25 protein-coding genes and 2 tRNA genes are annotated in these 25,896 nt (G+C 41.3%); 25 read left to right on the forward strand and 2 right to left on the reverse strand.

Annotated features, from left to right (window positions below):
- Nucleotides 1-165: 165 nt before the first annotated feature.
- The 24 genes from veg to BW986_RS28090 all read left to right on the forward strand — a co-directional run bounded on the left by veg (nucleotide 166) and on the right by BW986_RS28090 (nucleotide 22,601).
- Complete coding sequence (gene veg, locus BW986_RS27975) at nucleotides 166-417, forward strand: biofilm formation stimulator Veg (RefSeq protein ID WP_034316343.1); 252 nt, start codon at nucleotides 166-168, stop codon at nucleotides 415-417.
- A gap of 152 nt (nucleotides 418-569) precedes the next feature.
- The gene (locus tag BW986_RS27980; protein WP_034316340.1) at nucleotides 570-746 is read left to right on the forward strand and encodes a small, acid-soluble spore protein, alpha/beta type; all 177 of its coding nucleotides are present in this window, start codon (nucleotides 570-572) and stop codon (nucleotides 744-746) included.
- 323 nt (nucleotides 747-1,069) lie between these two features.
- Nucleotides 1,070-1,939 carry a 4-(cytidine 5'-diphospho)-2-C-methyl-D-erythritol kinase gene (gene ispE / locus BW986_RS27985; RefSeq protein WP_034316338.1) on the forward strand — a complete coding sequence of 290 codons (870 nt, stop codon included), beginning with the start codon at nucleotides 1,070-1,072 and terminating at the stop codon, nucleotides 1,937-1,939.
- A 61-nt stretch (nucleotides 1,940-2,000) separates the two neighbouring features.
- Nucleotides 2,001-2,825: a pur operon repressor gene (gene purR, locus BW986_RS27990; protein WP_076372944.1), complete on the forward strand. Its 825-nt coding sequence runs from the start codon at nucleotides 2,001-2,003 to the stop codon at nucleotides 2,823-2,825.
- A gap of 13 nt (nucleotides 2,826-2,838) precedes the next feature.
- Nucleotides 2,839-3,213 carry a RidA family protein gene (locus BW986_RS27995; RefSeq protein ID WP_053537019.1) on the forward strand — a complete coding sequence of 125 codons (375 nt, stop codon included), beginning with the start codon at nucleotides 2,839-2,841 and terminating at the stop codon, nucleotides 3,211-3,213.
- A 187-nt stretch (nucleotides 3,214-3,400) separates the two neighbouring features.
- Nucleotides 3,401-3,697, forward strand: coding sequence for a septation regulator SpoVG (gene spoVG / locus BW986_RS28000; RefSeq protein ID WP_034316332.1), 297 nt, complete (start codon nucleotides 3,401-3,403; stop codon nucleotides 3,695-3,697).
- Nucleotides 3,698-4,338: 641 nt separating this feature from the next.
- On the forward strand, nucleotides 4,339-5,712 hold the full coding sequence (glmU, locus tag BW986_RS28005) for a bifunctional UDP-N-acetylglucosamine diphosphorylase/glucosamine-1-phosphate N-acetyltransferase GlmU (RefSeq protein ID WP_076372946.1): 1,374 nt from the start codon (nucleotides 4,339-4,341) through the stop codon (nucleotides 5,710-5,712).
- A gap of 15 nt (nucleotides 5,713-5,727) precedes the next feature.
- Complete coding sequence (locus tag BW986_RS28010) at nucleotides 5,728-6,681, forward strand: ribose-phosphate diphosphokinase (RefSeq protein WP_057276495.1); 954 nt, start codon at nucleotides 5,728-5,730, stop codon at nucleotides 6,679-6,681.
- Nucleotides 6,682-6,991: 310 nt separating this feature from the next.
- On the forward strand, nucleotides 6,992-7,969 hold the full coding sequence (locus tag BW986_RS28015; RefSeq protein ID WP_076372948.1) for a sulfonate ABC transporter substrate-binding protein: 978 nt from the start codon (nucleotides 6,992-6,994) through the stop codon (nucleotides 7,967-7,969).
- 13 nt (nucleotides 7,970-7,982) lie between these two features.
- Nucleotides 7,983-9,155 carry an FMNH2-dependent alkanesulfonate monooxygenase gene (gene ssuD, locus BW986_RS28020; protein WP_076372997.1) on the forward strand — a complete coding sequence of 391 codons (1,173 nt, stop codon included), beginning with the start codon at nucleotides 7,983-7,985 and terminating at the stop codon, nucleotides 9,153-9,155.
- Entirely contained in the window at nucleotides 9,118-9,903 is a 786-nt protein-coding gene (gene ssuC, locus BW986_RS28025) for an aliphatic sulfonate ABC transporter permease SsuC (RefSeq protein ID WP_076372950.1), read from the forward strand. Before ssuD ends, ssuC begins: the two co-directional genes overlap by 38 nt.
- Nucleotides 9,904-9,916: 13 nt before the next feature.
- Nucleotides 9,917-10,669: an ATP-binding cassette domain-containing protein gene (locus BW986_RS28030; protein WP_076372952.1), complete on the forward strand. Its 753-nt coding sequence runs from the start codon at nucleotides 9,917-9,919 to the stop codon at nucleotides 10,667-10,669.
- 161 nt (nucleotides 10,670-10,830) lie between these two features.
- Nucleotides 10,831-11,469, forward strand: coding sequence for a 50S ribosomal protein L25/general stress protein Ctc (locus BW986_RS28035; protein ID WP_076372954.1), 639 nt, complete (start codon nucleotides 10,831-10,833; stop codon nucleotides 11,467-11,469).
- Nucleotides 11,470-11,730: 261 nt separating this feature from the next.
- Nucleotides 11,731-12,291 carry an aminoacyl-tRNA hydrolase gene (gene pth / locus BW986_RS28040; protein ID WP_076372956.1) on the forward strand — a complete coding sequence of 187 codons (561 nt, stop codon included), beginning with the start codon at nucleotides 11,731-11,733 and terminating at the stop codon, nucleotides 12,289-12,291.
- A 105-nt stretch (nucleotides 12,292-12,396) separates the two neighbouring features.
- Nucleotides 12,397-12,627, forward strand: coding sequence for an anti-sigma-F factor Fin (locus tag BW986_RS28045; protein WP_063574553.1), 231 nt, complete (start codon nucleotides 12,397-12,399; stop codon nucleotides 12,625-12,627).
- Between the two features lie 163 nt (nucleotides 12,628-12,790).
- Nucleotides 12,791-16,327, forward strand: a complete 3,537-nt coding sequence (gene mfd / locus BW986_RS28050; protein ID WP_076372958.1) for a transcription-repair coupling factor — start codon at nucleotides 12,791-12,793, stop codon at nucleotides 16,325-16,327.
- A gap of 188 nt (nucleotides 16,328-16,515) precedes the next feature.
- A complete protein-coding gene (spoVT, locus tag BW986_RS28055) occupies nucleotides 16,516-17,052 on the forward strand; it encodes a stage V sporulation protein T (protein ID WP_063235918.1) in 537 nt (178 codons plus the stop codon).
- A gap of 223 nt (nucleotides 17,053-17,275) precedes the next feature.
- Entirely contained in the window at nucleotides 17,276-18,898 is a 1,623-nt protein-coding gene (locus BW986_RS28060) for a putative polysaccharide biosynthesis protein (RefSeq protein ID WP_076372960.1), read from the forward strand.
- The gene (yabN, locus tag BW986_RS28065; RefSeq protein WP_076372962.1) at nucleotides 18,891-20,363 is read left to right on the forward strand and encodes a bifunctional methyltransferase/pyrophosphohydrolase YabN; all 1,473 of its coding nucleotides are present in this window, start codon (nucleotides 18,891-18,893) and stop codon (nucleotides 20,361-20,363) included. Before BW986_RS28060 ends, yabN begins: the two co-directional genes overlap by 8 nt.
- A gap of 23 nt (nucleotides 20,364-20,386) precedes the next feature.
- Complete coding sequence (locus BW986_RS28070; RefSeq protein WP_034316386.1) at nucleotides 20,387-20,650, forward strand: RNA-binding S4 domain-containing protein; 264 nt, start codon at nucleotides 20,387-20,389, stop codon at nucleotides 20,648-20,650.
- A gap of 76 nt (nucleotides 20,651-20,726) precedes the next feature.
- Nucleotides 20,727-21,035: a sporulation protein YabP gene (yabP, locus tag BW986_RS28075; protein ID WP_034316308.1), complete on the forward strand. Its 309-nt coding sequence runs from the start codon at nucleotides 20,727-20,729 to the stop codon at nucleotides 21,033-21,035.
- Nucleotides 21,032-21,664, forward strand: coding sequence for a spore cortex biosynthesis protein YabQ (yabQ, locus tag BW986_RS28080; protein ID WP_076372964.1), 633 nt, complete (start codon nucleotides 21,032-21,034; stop codon nucleotides 21,662-21,664). Before yabP ends, yabQ begins: the two co-directional genes overlap by 4 nt.
- A 13-nt stretch (nucleotides 21,665-21,677) precedes the next feature.
- Complete coding sequence (locus BW986_RS28085; RefSeq protein ID WP_076372966.1) at nucleotides 21,678-22,064, forward strand: FtsB family cell division protein; 387 nt, start codon at nucleotides 21,678-21,680, stop codon at nucleotides 22,062-22,064.
- Between the two features lie 81 nt (nucleotides 22,065-22,145).
- On the forward strand, nucleotides 22,146-22,601 hold the full coding sequence (locus BW986_RS28090) for a S1 domain-containing RNA-binding protein (RefSeq protein WP_034316303.1): 456 nt from the start codon (nucleotides 22,146-22,148) through the stop codon (nucleotides 22,599-22,601).
- 165 nt (nucleotides 22,602-22,766) lie between these two features.
- On the opposite strand, the gene BW986_RS28095 is transcribed toward BW986_RS28090, so the two are convergent.
- Nucleotides 22,767-22,838 (reverse strand) — tRNA-Glu (locus BW986_RS28095).
- Between the two features lie 20 nt (nucleotides 22,839-22,858).
- Nucleotides 22,859-22,932 (reverse strand) — tRNA-Met (locus tag BW986_RS28100).
- A 327-nt stretch (nucleotides 22,933-23,259) separates the two neighbouring features.
- On the opposite strand from BW986_RS28100, the gene spoIIE reads away from it, so the two are divergent.
- Entirely contained in the window at nucleotides 23,260-25,734 is a 2,475-nt protein-coding gene (spoIIE, locus tag BW986_RS28105; protein ID WP_076372968.1) for a stage II sporulation protein E, read from the forward strand.
- Nucleotides 25,735-25,896: the final 162 nt, after the last annotated feature.

The raw sequence follows: 25,896 nt of genomic DNA on the forward strand, positions 1-25,896 counted from the left end.
TTACATAATTTTTCATTTCCCAGGATATAATAAAATTGTTCGCGATTTTGCCGAATTTCAGATAAAAATATATTGACTACATTTTTAAGTGCTGATATAATTTATTATTTTGTTTGCGTATATTTGTAAATTGTGATATACTTAACTTAGTGAGGTGGACCGAAAATGCCAAAAACTCTAGCTGATATTAAAACTGCACTTGATTCAAACCTAGGTAAAAGATTGCTCTTAAAAGCAAACGGTGGAAGAAGAAAGACTGTAGAACGATTCGGAACTTTGGCGGAAACTTATCCGGCTGTTTTTGTAATTGAGCTCGACCAAGATGAAAATGCGTTTGAAAGAGTATCTTACAGCTATGCGGATGTTTTAACGGAAACCGTAGAACTAACATTTTTAAACAAACAACAAGAGATGTAACTTAGACGAGGCAGTGAACAACTTTGTTTGCTGCTTTTTGTTTTGGATGGAATACCTGTGAGCTCCAATAAAAAGGCTTAAAAAGGATGTAATGAAATAGCGTATGATGCAAACACTAGGCATGTGACGGCATGTGAAGGGGGTTGCTTCGCTTGAGCAGGAAAAAAGGGATTATGTCAAATGATCTTAAAGAGGAATTGGCTAAAGAACTTGGATTTTACGATGTTGTCCAGAAAGAAGGCTGGGGAGGAATCCGGGCCAGGGACGCAGGGAACATGGTAAAACTTGCTATCGAAAAAGCACAACGTCAATTGGTGAACAAAGAGTAAGATAAAACACTTAATTGCATCATGCCGTCATGTTGAAAGAAACCGGACTCTTTATACAATGTATAGCTCCTTTCATTTTTGCTTACATTGTAGTTAAGGAGTCTGGTTTTTTTATGTATTGGTGATTGCCATACGGATATGTAGCAAGTTTTTTGGGATGCAGGAAGCAGCTGCTCTCCAATGTGCCTACATGTGTCTATTCTCCTCTAAGGGCCGATCTTAGCTTCATTACATTGAAATTACGATGAAAAAACCTTTAGAATATAAACAAATATGATAGAATAGGACAAGAACTTTTAAGAACGTTAAAGTAGGTGGACATATTGAAGCTTATGGAAAAAGCCCCGGCTAAAATTAATTTGGCTTTGGATGTGCTTTTCAAACGGCCTGATGGGTATCATGAGGTGGAAATGATCATGACGACAGTCGACCTTGCCGATAGAATTGAACTAAAGGAAATAACGGGAAATCATATTCAAATTCTATCCCATAATCGATTTGTTCCGGATGATCACCGGAATTTAGCTTATCAAGCTGCATTTATTCTAAAGGAACGTTTTGGGATCAATAAAGGTGTTTCCATAACTATAGAGAAAAATATACCTGTAGCCGCAGGACTTGCTGGTGGAAGCAGTGATGCCGCAGCTACCTTGAGAGGCTTAAATAGACTGTGGAAGCTTGGTCTTTCCATGGATGAACTTGCGGAAATAGGAGCTGAAATTGGCTCTGATGTTTCATTTTGTGTATATGGAGGAACGGCATTGGCCAGGGGGCGCGGGGAAAAAATCACGCATCTTCCCGCACCGCCAAAATGCTGGGTCATCTTGGCCAAACCGACGATCGGCGTATCGACAGCAGATATATATAAAAGGCTCCAAACTTCAAAAATGGAGCATCCGGATGTACCTGGAATGATTTCGGCTATTATGGAAAACAATTATCACGATGTATGTGAAGGGTTGGGTAATGTTCTGGAACAAGTGACATTGCAGTTATACCCAGAGGTTGCGAACATTAAAGATCAAATGAAGACATTTGGAGCGGATTCGGTCTTGATGAGCGGAAGTGGTCCGACCGTTTTTGGTTTGGTGGAACATGATTCGCGCATGCAAAGAATTTATAATGGACTTCGCGGATTTTGTGATCAAGTCTATGCGGTCCGTTTACTGGGTGATCGAAACAATCTTGAATAGAAACGTACATTAGTGGTATAGTTGCTATATAATATTCGGAATTCACAAAGGGGGTGTCTCAATGAAATTTCGTCGCAGCGAGAGGCTAGTCGATATGACCAATTATTTATTAGAACATCCAGGGGAACTTGTTTCGCTGACTTATTTTGCTGAAAGATATAGTTCAGCAAAGTCCTCGATCAGTGAAGATTTGACAATCATCAAAGATACCTTTGAACAACGCGGCATAGGATCTTTAACAACCGTTCCAGGTGCGGCAGGTGGAGTGAAATATATTGTTTCCATCAAGGAAGAAGAAGCCAATGCCTTCATTGACGGATTATGCGATACGATCGCTAGTCCAGAAAGGCTACTTCCTGGCGGTTATCTATATATGACAGACATATTAGGACATCCGCAAACCGTGAATAAGGTTGGAAGGATAATCGCTTCAATGTATGCCAAGAAAAACATCTCAGTCATCATGACAATGGCAACCAAAGGGATATCATTAGCATACGCCGTGGCAAATTATTTGAATGTTCCAGTTGTAATTGTAAGTAGGAATAATAAAGTAACGGAAGGTTCTACAGTGAGCATCAATTATGTTTCAGGCTCTTCAAAGAGGATCCAGACTATGGTACTCTCTAAGAGAAGCTTGGTTGAGGGTTCAAATGTATTGATTGTAGATGATTTCATGAAGGCTGGGGGTACCGTTAATGGTATGATCAGCCTATTGGATGAATTTAAGGCAACAGTTGCCGGAATAGCGGTGCTGGTCGAATCCGAACATACGGAGGAGTGCCTTGTCGAGGACTATGTTTCTTTAATCAAGTTGACGCAGGTGGTCGAAAGAGACAAGAAAATCAATGTAAGCCGTGGGAATTATTTTACGAAAAAGGAATAGGGGGAATCATTTAATGAAAACGATACATACTGATGAAGCACCGGCAGCAATCGGACCATATTCACAAGGCGTAATCGTGGATAAGTTATTTTTCAGTTCAGGACAGATCCCACTTACTGCTTCTGGTGAGATGGTGACTGGGGATGTAAAGGAACAAACACACCAGGTCTTTAAGAATCTCCAAGCTGTATTGAAAGAAGCTGGGGCTTCATTGGAAACGGTCATTAAGGCCACAGTATTCATTAAAAGTATGGATGATTTCGGTTCGATTAATGAAATATACGGAGAATATTTTTCTGCTCACAAACCTGCTCGCTCTTGCGTAGAGGTTGCTCGCCTTCCTAAAGATGCACTAGTGGAAATAGAAGTGGTAGCGCTCGTTAAATAAACGGGCGTTTTTTTATGTTTAAGGGAATACTTAATGGGTTTTCCTGTAATGTAAGGGTGATTTTTAGTATTTTTGAAAACTAGGCTGAATTTTCTAAAAAAATTACAGATAATAGAAGGAGTTCACGTTTTTTTGTTGAATATGTACTTTAAGTTTTAACAACAACAAAAAGGGATGGTGAGCTTAAATGGAAGTAACTGACGTAAGATTACGCCGTGTGAATACGGATGGTCGTATGAGAGCTATCGCATCAATTACACTGGATAATGAATTTGTGGTTCATGATATTCGTGTGATCGACGGAAATAATGGTTTATTTGTAGCAATGCCAAGTAAACGAACTCCAGATGGAGAATTCCGGGATATCGCTCATCCAATCAATTCCTCGACACGCGGGAAAATTCAAGAAGCTGTCTTGACAGAATATCACCGATTGGGAGAACTTGAAACTGAATTAGAGGAAGCTGGAGCAGGTGCTTCTTAAAATAACCTTACTTTTAAACTTTAAATTTATAATTCGTGCATCTAGAGCCTACTTCATAAGTAGTGCTCTTTTTTATTTATTCATAAACGGATAAGTATAGAACCTATTCGCTCATCATGCAGAAATTTGCTTCAATTATCTAAATTGTGGAATTAAGGTGATATATTCAAAGTTTAAGTACCCATCCTTTTTATTTTTTAAACCTTTTTGTTCATCCGGAAATTGAAATTCCTGTAAGCGGGATTTGAGGACATCACTTACTCTATCATCTGATGAGCTGAAGATGAATTGAATCGGTAACCTGATTTTGGAATGGAAGTTAATAAAGGGTGCAGTACTTCCAAATGGCTTGTACATAGGTCTAGCGTGATCATGGCAATGTTTTGGGATAATGGGGCATGCTGGTGTTATAAAGGCGAGGAGACATGGTTTCTGTATTATGCCGTTAATGAAAATGACATCGACCATGATCTAAAATAATGCTAAAAGGTCCATTAATAACTTAAGTAAGGCTGTCGGAAATCGAACTTTTTTAACCTGATTGGTTGACAATTATATGTACTTTTAATTGTTACCTTGAAAAGAATCACTATTTGAGATAATATTTTTAGTGGATAAAAAGGTGAAAATGGAGGCCTGTTATGAGTAATCGCTATGCAATAATATTGGCCGCTGGGCAAGGTACTAGGATGAAATCTAAGCTTTATAAGGTTTTGCACCCTGTTTGCGGGAAACCAATGGTACAACATGTTATCGATCAAGTCAATCAACTTCAAATAGAAGATATTGTTACAGTCATCGGCCATGGAGCTGAAAAAGTACAAGAACAACTTGGTGATTCATGCAAGTATGCCTTACAAGAACAGCAATTAGGTACGGCACATGCTGTAATGCAAGCGGAAAGCGCTTTATCCGTAAAAAGTGGAACGACCCTTGTTATTTGCGGTGATACGCCTCTGATTAAAGCGGAAACGATGAAAGAGCTTATAGCATTACATGAGCAAAGTCAGGCGAAAGCAACAATCTTAACAGCATATGCAGATAACCCTGCTGGTTATGGAAGGGTCCTTCGCGGTGAAGGCGGTCTTGTAGAAAAAATCGTCGAGCATAAGGATGCCACTGATGAAGAAAGATATGTTAAGGAAATAAATACCGGTACATATTGCTTCGATAACCAGGCATTATTCAGCGCGCTGAAAAAAGTTTCAAATGAAAATGTCCAGGGAGAATATTACTTACCGGATGTTATTGAAATCTTAAAAGAGGAAGGCGAAGTGGTGACGGCCTTCCAATCCAGTGATTTCGAGGAGACATTGGGTGTAAATGACCGAGTGGCTTTATCGCAGGCGGAGCAAATTTTACGGAAACGTATCAATGAAATGCATATGAGGAACGGTGTAACGATCATCGATCCGCTTACTACGTTCATTGAAGCTGATGTGCAAATCGGACAGGATACAGTCATTAACCCTGGGTCATTCATTAAAGGAAAAAGTATTATCGGGCAGGATTGCTTGATTGGCCCGAATACGGAAATCAGTAATTGTGAAATTGGTGATGGAACGGAAGTCCTCCAATCGGTTGTACACGAAAGCAGTATTGGAAGTTTTGTTAAAATCGGTCCATTCGCACATGTTAGACCTCAATCAGATATTAAGGATTCCGTTAAGATCGGTAATTTTGTCGAAATTAAAAAGACCGTTTTTGGCGAAGGAAGCAAGGCCTCTCACTTGAGTTATATTGGAGATGCAGAGGTTGGGGAGAATGTTAATATAGGCTGCGGATCTATTACCGTGAATTACGACGGGAAAAATAAATATCTGACGAAGATTGAAGACAATGTCTTCATAGGCTGCAATTCTAATCTGGTTGCACCCGTGACGGTAGGAGAAGGGGCATATGTAGCTGCCGGGTCAACCATCACTCAAGATGTACCGCAGGAAGCCCTATCCGTTGCCCGGGCTCGTCAAGTTAATAAAGAAGATTATGTCAAGAAATTGAAATTTAATAAATAACCGACGGAGGTCATCATGTCAAATCAGTATTTAGATCCTAATTTAAAAGTATTCTCTTTAAATTCAAACTTCGATTTAGCTCAGGAAATTGCTGCTGCAATCGGTGTTGAGCTTGGAAAATGTAGCGTAACAAGTTTCAGTGACGGTGAAGTTCAGATTAATATTGAAGAAAGTATTCGTGGCTGTGACGTTTACGTAATCCAATCAACAAGCCAACCAGTCAATGAAAATTTAATGGAACTTTTAATTATGATCGATGCTCTTAAACGTGCTTCAGCTAAAACGATCAATATTGTAATGCCATATTACGGTTATGCCCGACAAGATCGTAAAGCGCGTGCGCGTGAACCAATTACAGCTAAACTTGTCGCAAATCTTTTAGAAACGGCTGGTGCCCACCGTGTTATCACATTAGATCTTCACGCACCACAAATTCAAGGTTTCTTCGATATTCTGATCGATCACCTTGTTGCTGTTCCGATTTTAGCTGATTTCTTCAAAGAAAAAGATTTAAGTGATATCGTCATCGTTTCCCCAGATCATGGTGGTGTAACACGTGCCCGTAAAATGGCCGATCGCCTAAAAGCACCGATTGCTATTATCGATAAGCGCCGTCCAAGACCGAACGTGGCGGAAGTCATGAACATCATTGGTAATATTGAAGGGAAGACAGCAATACTGATTGATGACATCATCGATACTGCAGGCACTATTACACTAGCGGCCAATGCTCTTGTGGAGAATGGTGCTAAAGCAGTGTATGCTTGTTGTACACACCCAGTCCTTTCAGGCCCTGCCATCGAAAGAATTCAAAATTCAACGATCAAGGAATTGGTCGTGACTAACTCGATTGCCCTATCTGAAGATAAGAAAATCGATAAAATTACAGGACTTTCTGTAGCACCTTTGATTGCAGAGGCAATTATTCGTGTGCATGAGGAACAATCAGTCAGCACATTATTCGATTGATAACAAAATTAATCAAAACACGGCGGGCCTTCGGGCTCGCCGTATTTTTGTTTGGAATTTTCAAAAAATATTAAATTCTTAGTTGACAGATATGAATACTAATAATAAAATGGCTATACAAATTCAATTCATATTCATGGAATGAAAACCTGTACTAACGCAAGTGCATATTGGATGACGCCGATCGGACTACCGAAGGCTCCTTTTCACTTACCATTGAACATTAGGCATCTTTTTGCCCTATTGTCCTATTGGTGAGGAAAGGAGCCTTTTATTTTTATATAAATAGTTTAAGAAGGGTGTGCAGAATATGAAAAAACGAAAGATATGGCTGCTGACCATCTTCAGTATCTTCATGCTGATAGTGAGTGCATGCGGGCAGGAAAAGAACAGTTCCACAAGTGCTGATGCAAAAGAATCGGATAAGACCATCCGAATCGGTTATCAAAAATTCGGGACATTAAATATTTTAAAATCAAAGGGAGAGTTGGAGACACATTTAAAGGATGTGGGTTATACAGTCGATTGGACTGAATTCCCTGCAGGACCTCAGCTGCTTGAAGCCTTGAATGTCGGCAGCATTGATTTTGGGCACACAGGGGAGGCACCGCCGATATTTGCACAGGCAGCCAATGCGCCGCTTGTCTATATTGCCAATCAGCCGGCAAACCCATCAGGAGAGGCCATAGTCGTACAAAAGGACTCACCCATTAAAAATGTGAAAGATTTAAAGGGTAAGAAGGTTGGCTTGAATAAAGGTTCCAATGTTCATTACCTATTGGTCAAAGCGTTAGAGAAAGCAGGTCTTACTCTTGATGACATTCAGCCCGTCTACTTGCCGCCGGCTGATGCGAGGGCTGCTTTTGAAGGAAACCAAATCGATGCCTGGGTAATATGGGATCCATTTTTATCAGCGGCGGAATTGGAACTTGAAACGAAAACGATTCAGGATGGAGACGGACTGGTGGCGAATCGTGAATTCTTTTTGGCAACTGATTCATTTGCCGGGAACGAAGAGGCTTTGAAAATTATCAAAGAAGAACTGATAAAAGTTGATAAATGGATTGAAGAAAACCCAAGGGATGTTGCTGAGTTTCTATCTCCGGAAATTGGAATGAGTGTGGAGGCATTGGAAAAAACATTAAATAGAAAAGAATATGGACTTGAGGAGATTTCCAATGGGGTTTTGGATGATCAACAAAAGATTGCCGATACGTTTTACAATCTTAAATTAATCCCAAGCAAGATTAATGTTCTGGATGCATCTGCAGATGTTAAAAAAAATTAAGGGGGAAATGAAAATGAAAGTTTTTTGGTTTTTACCATCACACGGGGAAAGTCGCTATTTAGGATCGACAAAGGGAGGGAGGGCAATCACGCTTCCTTATTTAAAACAAATAGCACAGGCGGTCGATCATTTGGGATTTGAAGGAGCGTTGCTTCCTACGGGACGGTCTTGTGAGGATGCATGGGTAGTGGGTTCTTCATTGATTTCCGCAACGGAAAGAATGAAATTTCTAGTTGCGGTCCGACCAGGTTTAATGTCGCCAACCTTGGCTGCCAGGATGGCCTCGAGCTTCGACCGGTTGTCGAATGGACGCCTCTTGATCAATGTAGTAACTGGAGGGGACCCGGTCGAACTGGCAGGTGATGGCGTATTTCTGAATCATAAGGAACGATATGGGCAAACAGATGAATTTCTTGATATCTGGAGAAAGGAGATGTCCGGGGACAAAGTGGACTTTGAAGGGGAGCACCTAAAGATTGAAGGCGGGGATATCCTGTTGCCGCCTGTACAAAAACCATACCCACCACTCTATTTCGGAGGTTCATCCGACCCGGCCATCGATATATCAGGAAAGCATATTGATGTGTACTTGACTTGGGGTGAGCCGCCGGTGCAAGTGGCAGAAAAAATTGAGAAGGTACGTAAAAAGGCAGAAGAATATGGACGTGAGGTCAGGTTTGGCATAAGGATGCATGTCATTGTAAGGGAAACGGAAGAAGAAGCTTGGCAGGCAGCGGATGAACTAATTAAATATGTGGATGATGAAATGATTGAAAATTCGCAAAAGATTTTCGAAAGGTTTGATTCAGTGGGCCAAAAGCGGATGTCGCAACTCCATGACGGAAACAGGGATTCGCTTGAAATCAGCCCTAACCTTTGGGCAGGTGTAGGTCTAGTGCGCGGGGGCGCCGGTACGGCACTAGTGGGGAGTGCAGAAAATGTTGCTGCCAGAATGAAGGAATATGAAGAAATCGGAATAGAATCCTTTGTTTTATCTGGATACCCTCATCTTGAAGAAGCGTACAGAGTTGCTGAATTATTATTCCCTTTACTCCCTGTTGAACAGCTGGAAAGTCCCGTTTCAAAAGCTACGAGCCCATTTGGGGAAATACTGGCCAATGACCACTACCCTACAAAAGGACGTGAAAATGAAGATGCAGAAAAAATTAAGCAAAAAGTTCAATAGGTTCCACCTCATATCTTGGCTTGTGCCCATTCTCCTTTTGATAACTTGGCAGCTCCTGTCTTTGTGGGGGATTTTGTCGGATCGGATATTGCCTGCCCCGACTGAAGTGTTTCAAGCAGGTGTCGCTTTATTGGGTACAGGTGAACTTATGGATTATATCGGCATCAGTGCTCAGCGTGCCTTCATCGGCTTTTTAATAGGCGGGATCATTGGTTTTGCACTAGGTTTATTAAATGGATTATCATCCATTGCTGAAACCTTATTCGATACCTCGCTTCAGATGTTGCGTAACATTCCGCATCTAGCTTTAATACCGCTGGTGATTCTATGGTTTGGTATAGAAGAAGAAGCAAAAATCTTCCTTGTCGCTTTAGGGGTTCTTTTTCCTATCTATCTAAATACATTTCATGGAGTGAAATCGGTGGATAAGGGATTGATCGAAGCAGCGAGGGTTTATGGGTTAAGTGGTTTTTCTTTATTCTGGAATGTTATTCTCCCTGCCGCCTTTCCATCGATTTTAGTGGGTATCCGCTTCTCTCTTGGAATCATGTGGGTCACATTAATTGTCGCAGAAACAATATCCGCTAATTCCGGAATTGGATATATGGCTATGAATGCCCGGGAATTCATGAGGATGGATATTGTTGTTCTTAGTATTCTCTTATATGCCTTATTGGGAAAAATATCGGACGTTGCGGCCAAAATAATCGAAAAAAGATGCTTGAAGTGGCATCCATCATACCAATGAGGAGGTCATTAATATGAAAAATGGAAATTCGTTGGAGTTGCAGGGTGTAAGAAAGGATTTTGGGGAGTTTGAAGTATTAAAGGAGTTGGACCTCACTTTTAAAAAAGGGGAATTCGTAGCCATTGTCGGTAAGAGTGGATGTGGAAAGAGCACCTTGCTTCGCCTTGTGGCAGGACTGGAAAAGCCGACGGGCGGGCAGATACTGGTGAATGGAAAGCCATTGAAAGGATTAAATAAATCTTCACGTACGATGTTTCAGGATGGAAGGCTTTTTCCTTGGAAAAAAATCCTTGAAAATATTGGTATAGGCTTGAAAGGGGATTGGAAGCCAAATGCTATGGAATTACTGGAGCAAGTGGGGCTTGCAGATCGAGCAAGTGATTGGCCGTCCGTTTTATCTGGGGGGCAAAAGCAAAGGGTTGCGTTAGCGAGGGCATTGGTGAACCAACCTGACATTCTCCTCTTGGATGAGCCGTTAGGGGCATTGGATGCTTTGACGAGAATTGGCATGCAAAGGCTGATTGAAGATCTATGGAGGAAAAGGGACTTTACTGCCTTGCTTGTTACACATGATGTTGAAGAAGCCGTAATGCTAGCCGACCGTGTCATATTAATCGAAGAAGGCAAAGTGGTCATGAATAAGGAAATCAATCTGCCGAGACCACGGAAAAAGGATAGTATTCAATACTCATCACTAGCAGCACAAATCCTTAACCGAGTGATGCAAGTTGAGGGGGAAATGGAAAAAAAGGCGATACACGCTTGAATTAGAGAAAAAAGATTTTGCGGCGAATACCTATGTTTACCATATGTTTATCCCCTTCTTGCTTCCTTCGGATTTTACCTTTCATGTTTAATGATTCGCCATTTAGGGAAATGTAAAATATAGAGAAACTTGTAATTCATATTTAGGAAGGCGGAGGATGTATGAGTAATATATTAGCTGCAAAAGAACGTACGGATTCAAAACACTCTAATTTAAGGAATTTGAGGGAAAATGGCGAAATCCCTGCGATAGTATATGGCAATAAAAATGACAGTACGGCCATTTCAGTCAATAATATCGAGCTTCAAAAGACAATCAAGGAAATAGGCCGTAATGGAATCATTTCTTTGGAATTGGAAGGTGCGAGTTATAAAGTCATGCTTTCTGACTATCAAAAGGATCCAATAAAGAATTCCATTTATCATGCAGACTTTTTAATTGTAGATATGTCCGCTCAATTACAAGCGCAAGTTCGCATTAACCTTGTCGGTGTTTGTAAAGGCGTGAAAGACGGTGGGGTCCTTCAGCAGTCACTTCATGAAGTCACGGTTACGGCTAAACCTAATGACATTCCTGACTCCATCGATGTTGACGTTACCGAACTTCAGGTAGGGGATACAATCTACATATCCGATATCCAAACGAATAAGCAAGTTACAATCGACAATGATGGTGAAGAAGTTGTTGCATCCGTTTTGGCTCCTCGTCAGGAAGAGGAAATAAGTACAGGTGAACAGCAGGATGGCGGCATCCCTGAAAATGAAGAAGGCAGGGAAACCAAGGCATCACCAGAGTCATGATGCCGGGATTAAACAAGTGAATCGTGATATAATAGGCGTAGCTCTTAACGAGTTACGTCTTTTCAATCTCTGGATGCATCAATTTAAACCGGACCATTTTTTTCGTAATGGATTCCTTTAATTAGGATTTTTCCTAATTAGTTCTCCTGTCGCTTGCAGGCCAGCTTGAAATTAGGGTACTATTTTTCTAAGGTCAATGATCTTGGAAAAACCTTGTCCCAGCGTAACTCCCTAAATAACCGTAATGACGGAGTGTGAATCATGAAAATTATTGTAGGGTTAGGGAACCCAGGTAAACAGTATGAAAAAACCCGGCATAACGTCGGATTTGAAGTAATAGATGAGTTATCCAAAAGATGGTCGATTCCACTTGATCAAGCAAAGCATAAGGGGATATATGGTACGGGAATGGTAAAGGGAGAAAAAGTTTTATTACTTAAACCATTAACCTACATGAATTTGTCAGGCGAATCCATTTCGGCTGTCATGCATTTCTTTAAGGTGGATATCGCGGATGTGGTCATTATCTATGATGACCTTGATTTGCCTCCAGGGAAGCTTCGCCTTCGTCAAAAAGGTAGTGCAGGCGGTCATAATGGGATAAAATCTTCAATTGCCCATTTGGGTACGCAAGAATTCAATCGAATCAGAATAGGAATTGGCCGCCCGATTGGCCGCATTCCGGTATCTGATTATGTATTGGGGCGTTTTTCGCCAGAAGAATGGGATCATGTCGGGGCAACGATCGAAAAAAGCGCAGCTTCTTGTGAAGCCTGGATGGAAAATCCATTTATACAGGTCATGAACGAATATAACCAATAAGCAGAGAGTAGATATAAGTAAAGAATAATATCTTCCTGTTTCGCTGAATAAAACTCCTCTACTTTTGTACATACTAACACTATTACTAAAATAGGGGGTTACCAAATGGCTCTCCATTATCGATGCCGACATTGCGGAACTAAGCTGGGCTCAATCGAGGCACACTCACTGAGTACGGAGCAGTTAGGTTTTAATCAACTTACCGATGAAGAGCGACAAGAGATGATCGTTTATGATTCTGAAGGGGATATGCATGTAAGGGCGATATGTGAAGATTGCCATGAAACGCTGCAAAGAAACCCTGATTTATATGAAAACGATTATATTATTCATTAGCGGGAGAGGGCTTTGGACAAAATCCAAAGCATTTTTCCGTTTGTCTGGAATACCAGGGCACATAAAATTGCCGTTGATAAAGAGGACGCTTGGTGAAATGGCCAAGTTCAAATAAAAGGATTACAAATGGTTTTTCGCACGTTAAAGAGAGGGGGGAAAGAAAATGAATGGATTGCAGAACTTGTTCTCCAAACAAGATGATGTTCATTCGTTAATAGCCGGCATCGATGAAGGACTTAAGGAGCAGATCGTCTCTGGTCTGACAGGTTCCTCGAGATCACTATTGCTGGCTTCCGTATATGAAAAGACGAATAGGCCTATTTTATTAGTTACCCATAATTTATTGCAAGCACAAAAATTCCATGAGGACTTATCCAGTTTCATTCCCGAGGAAGAATTATATATATATCCAGCCAATGAATTGATTGCGGCTGATTTGAGTGTTGCCAGCCCGGAATTAAGGGCCCAACGTGTAGAGGCATTGAACTTTTGGGCGGAGGGAAAGAAAGGGATTGTCATTGCGCCGATTCCCGGGGTGCGCCGTGTGCTTCCTCCAAAGGATATTTGGAAGAGACATCAGCTTATCTTTAATTTAGGGGAAGATATCGAGCTTGAACCAACGCTTAATAAATTCATTGCCATGGGTTATAACCGGTCTGAAATGGTTGCTTCTCCAGGTGAATTCAGTATCAGGGGCGGTATAATCGATATTTATCCGATCACCGAACCTAATCCAATAAGAATTGAATTATTCGATACCGAAATAGATTCAATAAGGACTTTTTCAAGCGAAGATCAGCGATCCATCGAGAAACTCAAGAAAGTGACGATTGGTCCCGTCAGTGAGGCTTTGCTAGAGACGGAGCATATCGAAAGAATCATAACAAGGCTCGAGAGCGGATTAAGTAAAAGCTTGAAGAAACTTAAAGACGAGAAAACCAAGGAACAGCTGGTCCAAACGATCAGTTATGAACTTGAACAGCTGAAAATGGGGAATATACCCGACAAAATCTTTAAATACTTAAGTTTAGCATATGAAGATCCAGCTAGTTTAATAGATTATTTACCGGTAAATGGTTTGGTTTTCTTGGATGAAATCAGTAGAATCCAGGAAATCAATGATTCTTTGGAGAAGGAAGAGGCTGGGTGGTACACGGATCTTTTAAGCCAGGGACAAATTATCCATGACATCAAATTGGCTCATCCCATGCAGGAACTAATAATGAAATCCAGCAGGCCGTTCGTATACCTTTCATTGTTTTTAAGGCATGTACCGCATACAAATCCTCAGAATATCCTGAATTTTGCCAGTAAACAAATGCAAAATTTCCATGGACAGATGAATGTGTTCAAAGCTGAACTGGAACGTTGGAAAAAAGGGAAATATACAGTCGTCATACTTGGACAGGATGAAGAACGGGTAAAAAAGCTGCATTCGGTTTTAGCCGATTACGATATAGAGGCCGCAGAACTGTTTAATGCGGACAGCATTCTTCCAGGTAAAGTACAGATTTTACGCGGCAGTCTAAATAGCGGCTTTGAATTACCTATGCAAAAGTTCAGTATCATTACGGAAACGGAATTGTTTAATAAGAAGTCAAAGAAATCAATACGGAGACAGAAACTATCGAATGCGGAGCGAATCAAGAGTTATTCCGAACTGAAGATCGGTGACTATGTCGTTCATGTTAACCACGGTATCGGTAAATACTTGGGCATTGAAACCCTTACGATAAATGGGGTCCATAAAGATTACCTGAATATTCGTTATCAAGCGGACGACAAATTGTATGTTCCTGTCGACCAAATCGATCTTGTCCAAAAATATGTCGGTTCTGAAGGAAAAGAACCGAAGCTTTATAAGCTAGGCGGAACGGAATGGAAGCGTGTCAAAAGTAAGGTTCAATCATCCGTTGAGAACATTGCTGATGATTTAATCAAGTTATACGCAGAAAGGGAAGCGGCAAAGGGCTATGCCTTTTCACCCGATGGTGATATGCAGAGAGAATTCGAAACATCATTCTCTTATAACGAAACGGAAGATCAATTACGTTCCATTGTCGAGATCAAAAAGGATATGGAACGTGAACGGCCGATGGACCGTTTATTATGTGGCGATGTTGGATATGGGAAGACAGAGGTGGCGATCCGGGCCGCTTTTAAAGCCATTATGGATGGCAAGCAGGTTGCATTTCTTGTTCCGACCACAATCCTCGCCCAGCAGCATTATGAAACATTAAGGGAGCGTTTTCAGGATTATCCCATTTCGATTGGTCTTATGAGCCGTTTCCGGAGTAAAAAACAGCAAACGGAGACGATTAAAGGATTGAAAGCCGGCACGGTGGATATTGTGGTTGGCACGCATAGGATTTTATCCAAAGATATCGTGTACCGCGATTTGGGATTGCTTATCATTGATGAAGAACAGCGCTTTGGCGTTACACATAAGGAAAAGATCAAGCGGTTAAAAACTAATGTGGATGTACTGACTTTGACTGCGACGCCGATTCCGAGGACCCTTCATATGTCCATGTTGGGTGTGAGGGATCTGTCCGTAATCGAAACGCCGCCTGAGAACCGGTTCCCCATTCAAACTTATGTCATGGAGTATAATGGCTCGTTGGTAACGGAAGCCATAGAACGGGAATTGGCCAGGGGTGGTCAGGTTTATTTCCTTTACAATCGGGTAGAGGATATAGCAAGAAAAGCAGAAGAAATTTCCATGCTGGTGCCCGATGCCCGTGTCACATTTGCTCATGGGCAAATGTCAGAGCAAGAACTGGAAGCCGTCATGTTCAGCTTTTTAGAAGGCGAATATGATGTTTTGGTGAGTACAACCATTATAGAGACGGGTGTTGATATCCCGAATGTCAATACGCTCATAGTGAATGAAGCGGATAGAATGGGACTTTCACAGCTCTATCAGCTGCGTGGCCGTGTAGGGCGATCCAACCGGGTCGCATATGCATTCTTCACTTATAGGAAAGATAAAGTGTTGACTGAAGTGGCAGAAAAACGTCTTCAATCCATTAAGGAATTTACAGAATTGGGTTCAGGTTTCAAAATCGCGATGCGTGATTTATCCATCAGGGGAGCTGGAAACATTCTAGGGGCTCAACAACATGGCTTCATCGATTCAGTTGGTTTTGATCTGTATTCACAAATGTTGAAAGAAGCTGTAGATGCGAAACGTAATGACCAACCAGCCGAAGAAAAGAACACCCTGGAAATTGACGTTGAAGTGGACGCTTATATCCCTGATGCCTACATAATGGATGGACATCAGAAAATAGAAATGTATAAAAGGTTCAGAGGGATTGCTTCGCTTGAAGAAGTGGAAGAATTACAGGATGAAATGATCGATCGTTTCGGAGAATATCCAGAAGAAGTTTCTTATTTATTCATGATTGCTGAAATGAAGGTATATGCTGAAAAGGCCGGAATTGAAAGCATTAAGCAATTAAAGCAGGAAATCAGCATTCTCCTTAGGGAAAAGGTCAGCAGCGATGTGGATGGACAAAAGGTGTTCGAGCTGGGATCGAAGTATGGCCGTATGGTGGGCTTCGGCATGGACGGCAATCGAATGAAGCTGGTCCTGCACATAAAAGGTGTAGAACAAAGCAAATGGCTTAATATCTTATTTGAGATGACCAAGGGTTTACAGTATGTAAAAAAAGAGACGCAAGCCACTAAAAACTAAAATTGAATGATTGTCCTCTTGAAGAAATTTTTTTAGGTACCATGGTAAAAAAATGCAACAAGAAGAAAAATTTTTTCAAAGTGCATAGAACTTACCATTAGAAAAATACTAAGTACAATAGCTGGTGATGATTTTGCTACAAAATGAGGATTTATCAAATCAATTAGATGAAAGTGAGGCAACATTAGATGAAAGCAACTGGTATCGTTCGCCGAATTGATGATTTAGGAAGAGTCGTCATCCCGAAAGAAATTCGCAGGACCCTCCGTATTCGTGAAGGAGATCCACTGGAAATATTTGTGGATAGAGATGGGGAAGTCATCCTAAAGAAATACTCTCCTATCAGTGAATTAGGCGATTTTGCAAGGGAATATGCAGAAGCGCTATATGATAGCCTTGGAAACCCAGTTATGATTTGTGACAGGGATACTTACATTGCAGTGGCAGGCGGCTCCAAAAAAGAATACTTAAATAAAAGCGTTAGTGAACTAGTGGAAAAAATCATGGAAGAAAGAAATCCTGTCCTGGAGTCTCCAAACGGACAAATTTCATTCGTTGATTCCAATGATGAAGAGGTCCAATCTTATACTGCAGCTCCGATCATTGCAAGTGGCGACCCGATTGGTGCCGTCTTGATTTTCTCTAAAGATAGTACCATTGGTGAAGTGGAACAGAAATCAGTTGAAACAGCAGCAAGTTTCCTAGCTAGACAAATGGAACAGTAACCTTGGACATGCCATTATAATTTTTAAGGTGGAAAGGGCAGCAAACGCGCTGTCCTTTTTGCTCTTTCTAAAAGGCTAACCGGATAGGGACAGAGATAAAGAGGCGGAAAATATTCTACAAGGTGAATATGGAAACTAATTAACAGTATGGGATGGAATTGAAAAATAACCATTGGAATTATGCTATAATAACTACCACATATGAGTGAAAAGGGGAAAAAGAATGGCTGAAAAGCCTTATAATACATCAAATGAACTTTTTCGAGGTGCGCTGATTTTGAGCGCAGCAGCGATTATCGTAAAAGTATTGAGCGCGGCCTATCGCATACCTTATCAGAATATTGCGGGTGACATCGGGTTTTATATCTATCAACAGGTCTATCCCTTCTACGGTGTTGCTTTTACATTATCAACGCTCGGCTTTCCGGTAGTCATATCCAAACTTATTGCTGAACGGGAGTCTTCCAAAAATAACTTTGCGGTCAAGGACATTTTAATGACATCATTCGTCGTCTTAAGCTCGATAGGAGTCATGATGTTTGCTGCACTATTCCTTGGAGCTGATTGGATTGCAGGATGGATGAAGGATCCGCATTTAGCCGGCCTGCTGAAAATCGTTGCCTACTCCTATTTATTAATGCCGATTTCATCTGTTTTAAGAGGCTATTTTCAAGGAATAAACGACATGCTGCCGACGGCAAGTTCGCAGGTCGCTGAACAATGCATCCGTGTGTTGACGATTCTGGTTCTTTCCACAATATTCGTGTATCAGGGCTATAATGAATATGTGGTCGGCAAGGGGGCGGTCCTTGGTTCGATAACCGGCGGCATAACTAGCCTGGTACTGCTTATCACTTTCGTTATTTTAAGAGAAGAATGGAAGCTTTTTTTACGAATGAGAATCAAACCGGTAAATTTCATGAAAATCTCCAAAGCCCTGATTTTCCAAGGGCTGGCGTTTTGCATAACTGGCTTGATCCTTATCTTGTTTCAGTTTGTCGATTCATTGCACCTGTACTCCCTACTGAGGGAAACTGGAATGGGGGAAAAGGAGGCAAAAGAATGGAAAGGGGTATATGATCGAGGACAGCCGTTGCTTCAGCTAGGTACAGTCGTGGCTAATTCTTTTGCATTGGCGCTTGTACCTGTAATATCCGGATTCGTTCAGAGGAAAAGTGAGCATGAATTATTGAATAAGATCAAATTGGCGCTTCGTGTAAGTGCGACGATAGGACTTGCTGCCGCGATTGGGCTTGTGGTGACGATGAAGCCTGTCAACCATATGCTGTTCATGGATACCAAAGGGACGATTACTTTAGCAATTTTCTCTTTATCGATTTTATTCACATCCCTCATAATGGCAGAAACGGCAGTGATTCAAAGTTTAGGCTACTCGTTCGTGCCGGTGATCATCACGATTGTGGGGGTTGGCAGCAAGTGGGCTTTGAACCTTGTTCTGGTGCCCCATTACAAGATCGCGGGAGCAGCCTCGGCAACAGTGCTTGCGTTTATGATCATGTCTGTATTATTTTATCTGGTATTGAGAGTACATATTAAAAAGCCATTAATTGAAAAGAAGCACGTGTTAATAATCTTGAAGAGTACAGTATACATGGGTACGGCGGTTGTTTTATTCAATAGTTTATTCGAATTGATATTACCAGGCGAGAGCCGGTTGTTAGCTACGATCCAAGCTTTGACCGGTGTAGGGATCGGTGCAGCCGTTTTTGTGATGACGGCCATTCGTGCAGGTTTATTTGGTGAAGAAGAACTTTCACTTATACCTGCAGGTTCGAAGCTTAAACGATTTATAATAACGAATAGGAGTATACGAAATCATGAATGAGATTACGATAATAGGCCTTGGTGCAGGAGATTTAGATCAGCTTCCGCTAGGGATTTATAAAAAATTGATACAAACGGAACAATGTTTCGTCAGAACGATCGATCATCCTGTAATCGGGGATTTGAAAAGGGAAGGAATAAATTTCACGGCATTTGACGGGATATATGAAAAGCACGACCAATTTGAAGCTGTATATGAAGAAATTGCCGGAACATTATTACAAGAGGCTTCAAACCGTTCCGTTCTATACGCAGTTCCAGGGCATCCCATGGTTGCGGAAAAAACGGTGCAGCTTTTGCTTGAAAAGGGTCCGGCTCTTGGAATAGCCATTAAGCTGGAAGGCGGGCAAAGTTTCCTTGATCCCTTGTTTCAGGCTGTTAGAATCGATCCGATTGAAGGGTTTCAGCTATTGGATGGAACAGATCTTTCACCAGAAGATTTGCACATTGCCCAGCATATGATAATCGGACAGGTGTATGACGCAATCAGTGCATCCAATGTGAAGCTGACCTTAATGGAAAAGCTACCGGATGACTACGAGGTATATATCGTTACAGCGGCAGGAAGCAGTCAGGAAAAAGTGACAAAATGCGCTCTCTTCGAACTCGACCGTCAGATGGAGTTAAGTAACTTGACGAGTGTTTATGTCCCGCCTGTAAGCGAAGAAGCTTTACGATATAGGGAGTTCTCTAAGCTGCGGCAGGTCATTGCAGAACTTAGAGGTCCTGACGGATGTCCTTGGGATAAGAAGCAAACTCATGAAAGCTTGAAGAAGTATCTAATAGAAGAGGCATATGAGCTGATTGATTCTATCGATGAAGAGGACGATGAGGGCATGATTGGTGAACTTGGGGATGTCCTGCTTCAGGTGATGCTTCATTCACAAATCGGTGAAGATGAAGGCATGTTCACGATAGATGATGTGATTGAAGGCATTACGGCAAAAATGATTCGACGCCACCCTCATGTATTCGGAGATGTTGAAGTGAACGGCGAGGAAGATGTATTGGTGAACTGGCAGAAAATCAAAGAAGATGAAAAAGGGAGCGAAACAAAAGCCCCGCAATCCATACTGGATGGTATTGAGAAATCGCTGCCAAACTTACTTCGGGCCGAAGAGTATCAAAAAAGGGCATCCAAGGTTGGATTTGATTGGGATGAGGTTTCCGAAGCCTGGAAAAAGGTCAGGGAAGAAGTGCTGGAATTGGAAGAGGAAATATTAAGCCCGAATAGGGATGTCGAAAGAATAAAATCAGAGCTCGGCGACCTCTTTTTTGCGCTTGTCAACGTTTCACGTTATTATGACATACAAGCGGAAGAAGCCGTCTACAAAGCAAACCAGAAATTCCACCAGCGTTTTACATATATAGAAGAGTGCATTCAAAGGGCAGACAAAAAATTCGAGGATTATACATTGGAAGAACTGGATTCATATTGGGATGAAGCAAAAGCTAAAGGACTTTAATTAAGGGAGAGATTTGAATGTCGATGAGATTGGATAAATTCCTAAAAGTTTCAAGGTTGATCAAGCGCCGCACACTTGCGAAGGAGGTTGCGGATAAAGGGAGAATCACGATTAACGGACAGCAGGCCAAGGCAAGTTCGAATGTGAAAGATGGCGATGAGCTGACTGTAAGGTTCGGTCAAAAGCTTGTTACGGTACGTGTCGATAAAATTCAGGAAACGACGAAAAAAGAAGCGGCTGCAGATATGTATACCATCGTAAAGGAAGAAAAGCTAGCGGAGGAGTAAGGACAGGCTTGGTTCTAATTCCACTCTTACGGACATACACTTGTACAAAATCAGTGGTACTGTGAGGGATGAAAAAATGAGCCAATATATTGATCCGAATGCTGGTTACACAAAGGGAACGACCCAAGAGCATGATGTAACGATGAAAGGCCGCCGTTTACTTGATATTACCGGTGTCAAACAAGTTGAAAGTTTCGATAATGAAGAATTTCTGCTCGAAACGTCAATGGGTTTCTTATCTATCCGGGGCCAAAACTTGCAAATGAAGAATTTAGACGTTGATAAAGGCATCGTTTCCATTAAGGGAAAGATTTTCGACCTTGTTTATTTAGATGAGCAATCAGGGGAGAAAGCTAAAGGCTTCTTTGGCAAATTGTTCAAATGACCTTAACGATCCAATTTTATACGTTGCTTGCGATGATAGGCATGGGCAGTGGCTTTGGAGCTGCCCTGGATACGTATAGCCGGTTCCTGAATCGTTCAGAAAGGAAAAGGTGGATTGTATTCATCCATGACTTCCTTTTCTGGATCATTCAGGGTCTCCTTATTTTTTATGTTTTGTTTTTAGTGAATGAGGGAGAGTTTCGCCTCTATTTATTTTTGGCCTTATTATGCGGTTTTTCAGCTTATCAAGCACTTTTCAAAGGTTTCTATCAACGTTTATTAGAGTTTCTGATAATACTTGTGATAAAGTTGGCGAGATTTATAGCGAATTCGGTTCACATGCTGATATTTCTACCGATAAAATGGGTAATAGTATCTGTAGTGGCCATCATCATCGGGATAGGTAAGTTCGTTTTGGCATTATTAAAATGGGCGGGGAAAATACTTCTCTTTATTTTGACTATATTCTGGAGACCACTAAAATGGATTCTGACTTATGTATGGAATTTATTGCCGGTTTTTGTTACGAAAAACGTCGGGAAGTTTTATAATAAAGGAAAAGGGATTTTATTGAAAATAAAGAATTCTATATTTAGAACGCTAAATGGATGGAGAAATAAAAAGAAATGAGGAGCGATAAAAAATGAGTAGCCTGCGTAAAAGGAAAGTGGCAAAAATGGAAAATCCCTACGTCGCTCAACAAGAGAAAAAAGTACAAACCGTAGAAAAAAAGAAGCGTGGTCTAATGCGTAGATTAACTCTTTACTCAGTTTTCGCCGCTGTCTTTTTGATTTTTGCCGTTTCCACCCTCATAACGCAAAATGTTGCACTGGATGAGAAAGTTAAACAAAAGGAAGAATTGAAGGGAAAGTTAGCTGAATTGAAAAAAGACGAGACCCTTCTTAAAGAAGAAATCGTAAAGCTTAATGATGACGACTATATAGCGAAAATAGCCAGACGGGATTATTTCTTATCTGAAAAAGGTGAAATCATTTTTACCCTTCCAAAAGGGAAGGAAGATAGTGACTAATATTGACACTGTTTTTTTACTTTCGTTATAATATAGTATGAAGAGATTTTTTTAACATTTCTAAGGAGGAACATTTTTTTTATGTCAATCGAAGTAGGCAGCAAGTTACAAGGTAAAGTAACAGGCATAACTAATTTTGGTGCATTTGTAGAGCTACCTCAAGGTTCAACCGGTCTTGTCCATATCAGTGAAGTAGCTGATAACTATGTCAAGGATATCAATGATCATTTAAAAGTGGGCGATACAGTTGAGGTGAAAGTCATCAACGTTAAAGATGGCAAGATTGGCTTGTCCATAAAAAAAGCGATAGACCGTCCTGAAGTTGAGCAAAAACCTGCATACACACCACGTCCGCGCCAAGGAAGAGGGAATGACAGCCGTTCCAAAGACTTCCGCTCGAAAGGTAATGGTTTCCAACCTAAAGAAAACTTTGAGCAAAAAATGGCTAAATTCTTAAAAGATAGCGAAGACCGCTTAACGACCCTTAAACGTAGCACCGAAACGAAACGGGGAGGTCGAGGAGGAAGACGCGGATAAAACTGCTGCTGAAAATAATAGTTTAGCAACTTTTCCTGTGAAATTATTCATAGTGTAGATAAAGGCAAGCTTGCTGGCTTGTCTTCTTTTAATTATCAACGACATTAAAAAAGCGCCTCTGTACACTTACCGATATAAGTGTGCAGAGGCGCTTTTGATATAGGATGACCCGTACGGGATTCGAACCCGTGTTACCGCCGTGAAAGGGCGGTGTCTTAACCGCTTGACCAACGGGCCGTGATTTTCAAGAAAAAAGATAGCGGCAGAGGGGATCGAACCCCCGACCTCACGGGTATGAACCGTACGCTCTAGCCAGCTGAGCTACGCCGCCATAATGGTAAGTGCTACTGAAGCACAAGTTATATCTTACAGTCGTGAAGAAAAAATGTCAACAAAAAAAATAAAGTTTGTCGGTTTCCATTTTCTGATCATTTATTCGTGTTATTTTCCGCAAAAATAACCTAAAAACTTTGCTTTTCTTCAAAAAAAAAAGAACACCCGTTTCCGTATTGAAAAAAAAGGTACAAAAACCTGTATACAAATGATTGTTCAAGAAGAATTTCGTCGAACGTTTTTCTTGTCCGCTTATAAAATTCTGACAAAAAAATAGACAAGCCCTCTATATAATAAAAACCACTAATACGAATGGGGTGTTGAAATGGAAAAAGTAGAAAGACCTATGATGGAACCTCTTGGAGATGTTCAATTGAAAGAAGCGAAGGCAGGGGCCATCAATTGGATCCATCAACTGCAAATGAAGTCGGAAGACATATTCATAAAAAAAGGTATCTCTTTAGCAATTATCGGTTTTTTATTAGGACGGGCTTTGATTCTTTCGCAGCTTGCACCATTTGGACTTCCTTTTTTCGCAGCTGTTTTTCTCATGAGACGTGATAGGGCTCCACTGGCTTTATTCGGATTGATTGCAGGTGGTCTGACCGTTCACTATTCGAACAGTTTAGTCATCTTTGCATCGGCGTTCCTGCTCCTGTTATTTCATAAGATCAAGAAGCCCGCCGTGGAAGGACAATTCAAGACAATGTCGATGTACGTCTTTGCTTCACTATTCCTGGTCAACCTGGCCGAGCAATATCTGGTATTTCGAACGATTCAGCTGTACGACTTGATGATGATAGGGGTAGAGGCGGGACTCGCAATGATCTTAACCTTAATCTTCATACAATCCATCCCGATGCTGACCATTCGGACAAAGTCCCAATCATTAAAGACGGAGGAAATCGTCAGCATCATCATCCTGCTGGCTTCGGTGATGACCGGAACCATCGGCTGGATGATATACGATTTATCACTCGACCACATATTCTCGCGATACCTGGTCCTCCTCTTCGGGCTGGCGGGAGGGGCCGCCATAGGCTCCACTGTAGGTGTAGTTACTGGATTGATATTCAGCTTGGCAAGTATTGCAAGTCTTTATCAAATGAGCCTTCTCGCATTCTCAGGGCTTCTGGGAGGTTTGTTGAAGGAGGGAAGGAAGATAGGGGTTGCCGCAGGACTCTTGATTGCTACATTACTGATAGGTTTATATGGTGAGGGCACCAATAATATTATGGTGACCCTTTATGAATCAATTATAGCTGTGGCCCTATTTATATTGACACCGTCATCCATAATCAACAAAATAGCGAAACATATACCGGGAACAGTCGAGAATTCCGATGAACAGCAGCAGTATGCCCGAAAAGTGAGGGATGTCACCGCTCAAAGGGTGGAGCAATTCTCACATGTATTTGAGGCGCTCTCAAATAGCTTTTCCCAAGTGGATGAAAGGGGGAGATTGGAGGAAGATGAGAAAGAATTCGACTACTTCTTAAGTAATGTAACGGAAAAGACGTGCCAGCTCTGTTTTAAGAAGGAACAATGCTGGTCCAAGAACTTTAATACAACCTATGACGGCATGCAGGAAATTATGCTTCAATTAAGTGAAAATAATGGTCAGCTCCCCCAAAAAACTTCGAAAGAATGGGGGAAATATTGTAGCCGCGGGCCTCAGGTCATTGGGGCGATAGCACAGGAACTTACTTATTTTGAAGCTAACCAAAAATTAAAAAGGCAGGTGAAGGAAAGTCGGAAACTAGTGGCGGATCAACTGCGGGGCGTTTCGGCAGTAATGGATGATTTTGCGAAAGAAATTCAAAGGGAAAGGAAGAATCATCATGTACATGAAGAGTCCATTTTGGAAGCCATCCAGGATTTTGGCCTGCACATAGGTCATGTTGAAATATACAGTCTAGAACAAGGAAATGTTGATATAGAGATGAGTGTCCCATACTGCCAGGGCAGAGGGGAATGTGAAAAGTTGATTGCACCTATGCTTTCTGACATTTTAGGGGAAACGATAGTCGTTCATTCAGAAGAGTGTGCAACATATCCAAACGGGCAATGTGAGGTGATATTTAGGTCAGCAAAAAAATTCACGGTCGAAACGGGTGTGGCTCATGCTGCCAAGGGGGGAGGGCTTGTATCGGGAGATAGTTATACGACCATGGAAATTGGCTGCGGCAAATTTGCGATAGCCATCAGTGATGGAATGGGAAATGGGGAAAGGGCCCATTTTGAAAGTACAGAGACATTGAAGCTGCTACAAAAATTTTTACAATCGGGAATAGAAGAAAAAATAGCCATTAAATCCGTAAACTCCGTATTATCTCTACGCACTACCGATGAAATATTTTCGACTCTTGATTTGGCAATGATTGATCTTCAGGACGCAAGGGCTAAGTTTTTAAAAATCTGTTCGATACCGAGTTTCATTAAAAGGGGGGATAGGATAATAAAAATTGAATCAAGTAACCTTCCTATGGGAATCATCCAGGATTTCGATGTTGATGTTGTATCAGAAGAGCTGAAGGCAGGGGACATATTAATCATGATGAGCGATGGAGTATTCGATGGTCCCTCACATGTTGAAAATATCGAGTTCTGGCTCAAACGAAAAATCAAGGAAATGGAAACGGACGATCCGCAGGAAATCTCTGATTTAATATTGGAAGAGGTCATCCGAACTAAAGGGATCATAGATGATGACATGACAGTGGTTACATCGAAAATTAAGCATAACACACCGAAATGGGCATCCATTCCCGTTTCTCCAAAACGTAAAAAGGCCCAGTAGGGGCCGTTTATATAAATAAAATAAATAAAACCAAAATGAGGTGGAGAAATGTTAGACGGATAAAAGGTAAAGGGTTGAACTCTTTTTAATCACTTCACTCCATGACTTGATGCGATGCCTTTTGCGTATAATTTCCCCTTTTTTAGTCAATTATGGTAACAA

Source organism: Peribacillus simplex (assembly GCF_900156045.1).
In the GTDB taxonomy this organism is placed as follows: domain Bacteria; phylum Bacillota; class Bacilli; order Bacillales; family DSM-1321; genus Peribacillus; species Peribacillus simplex_D.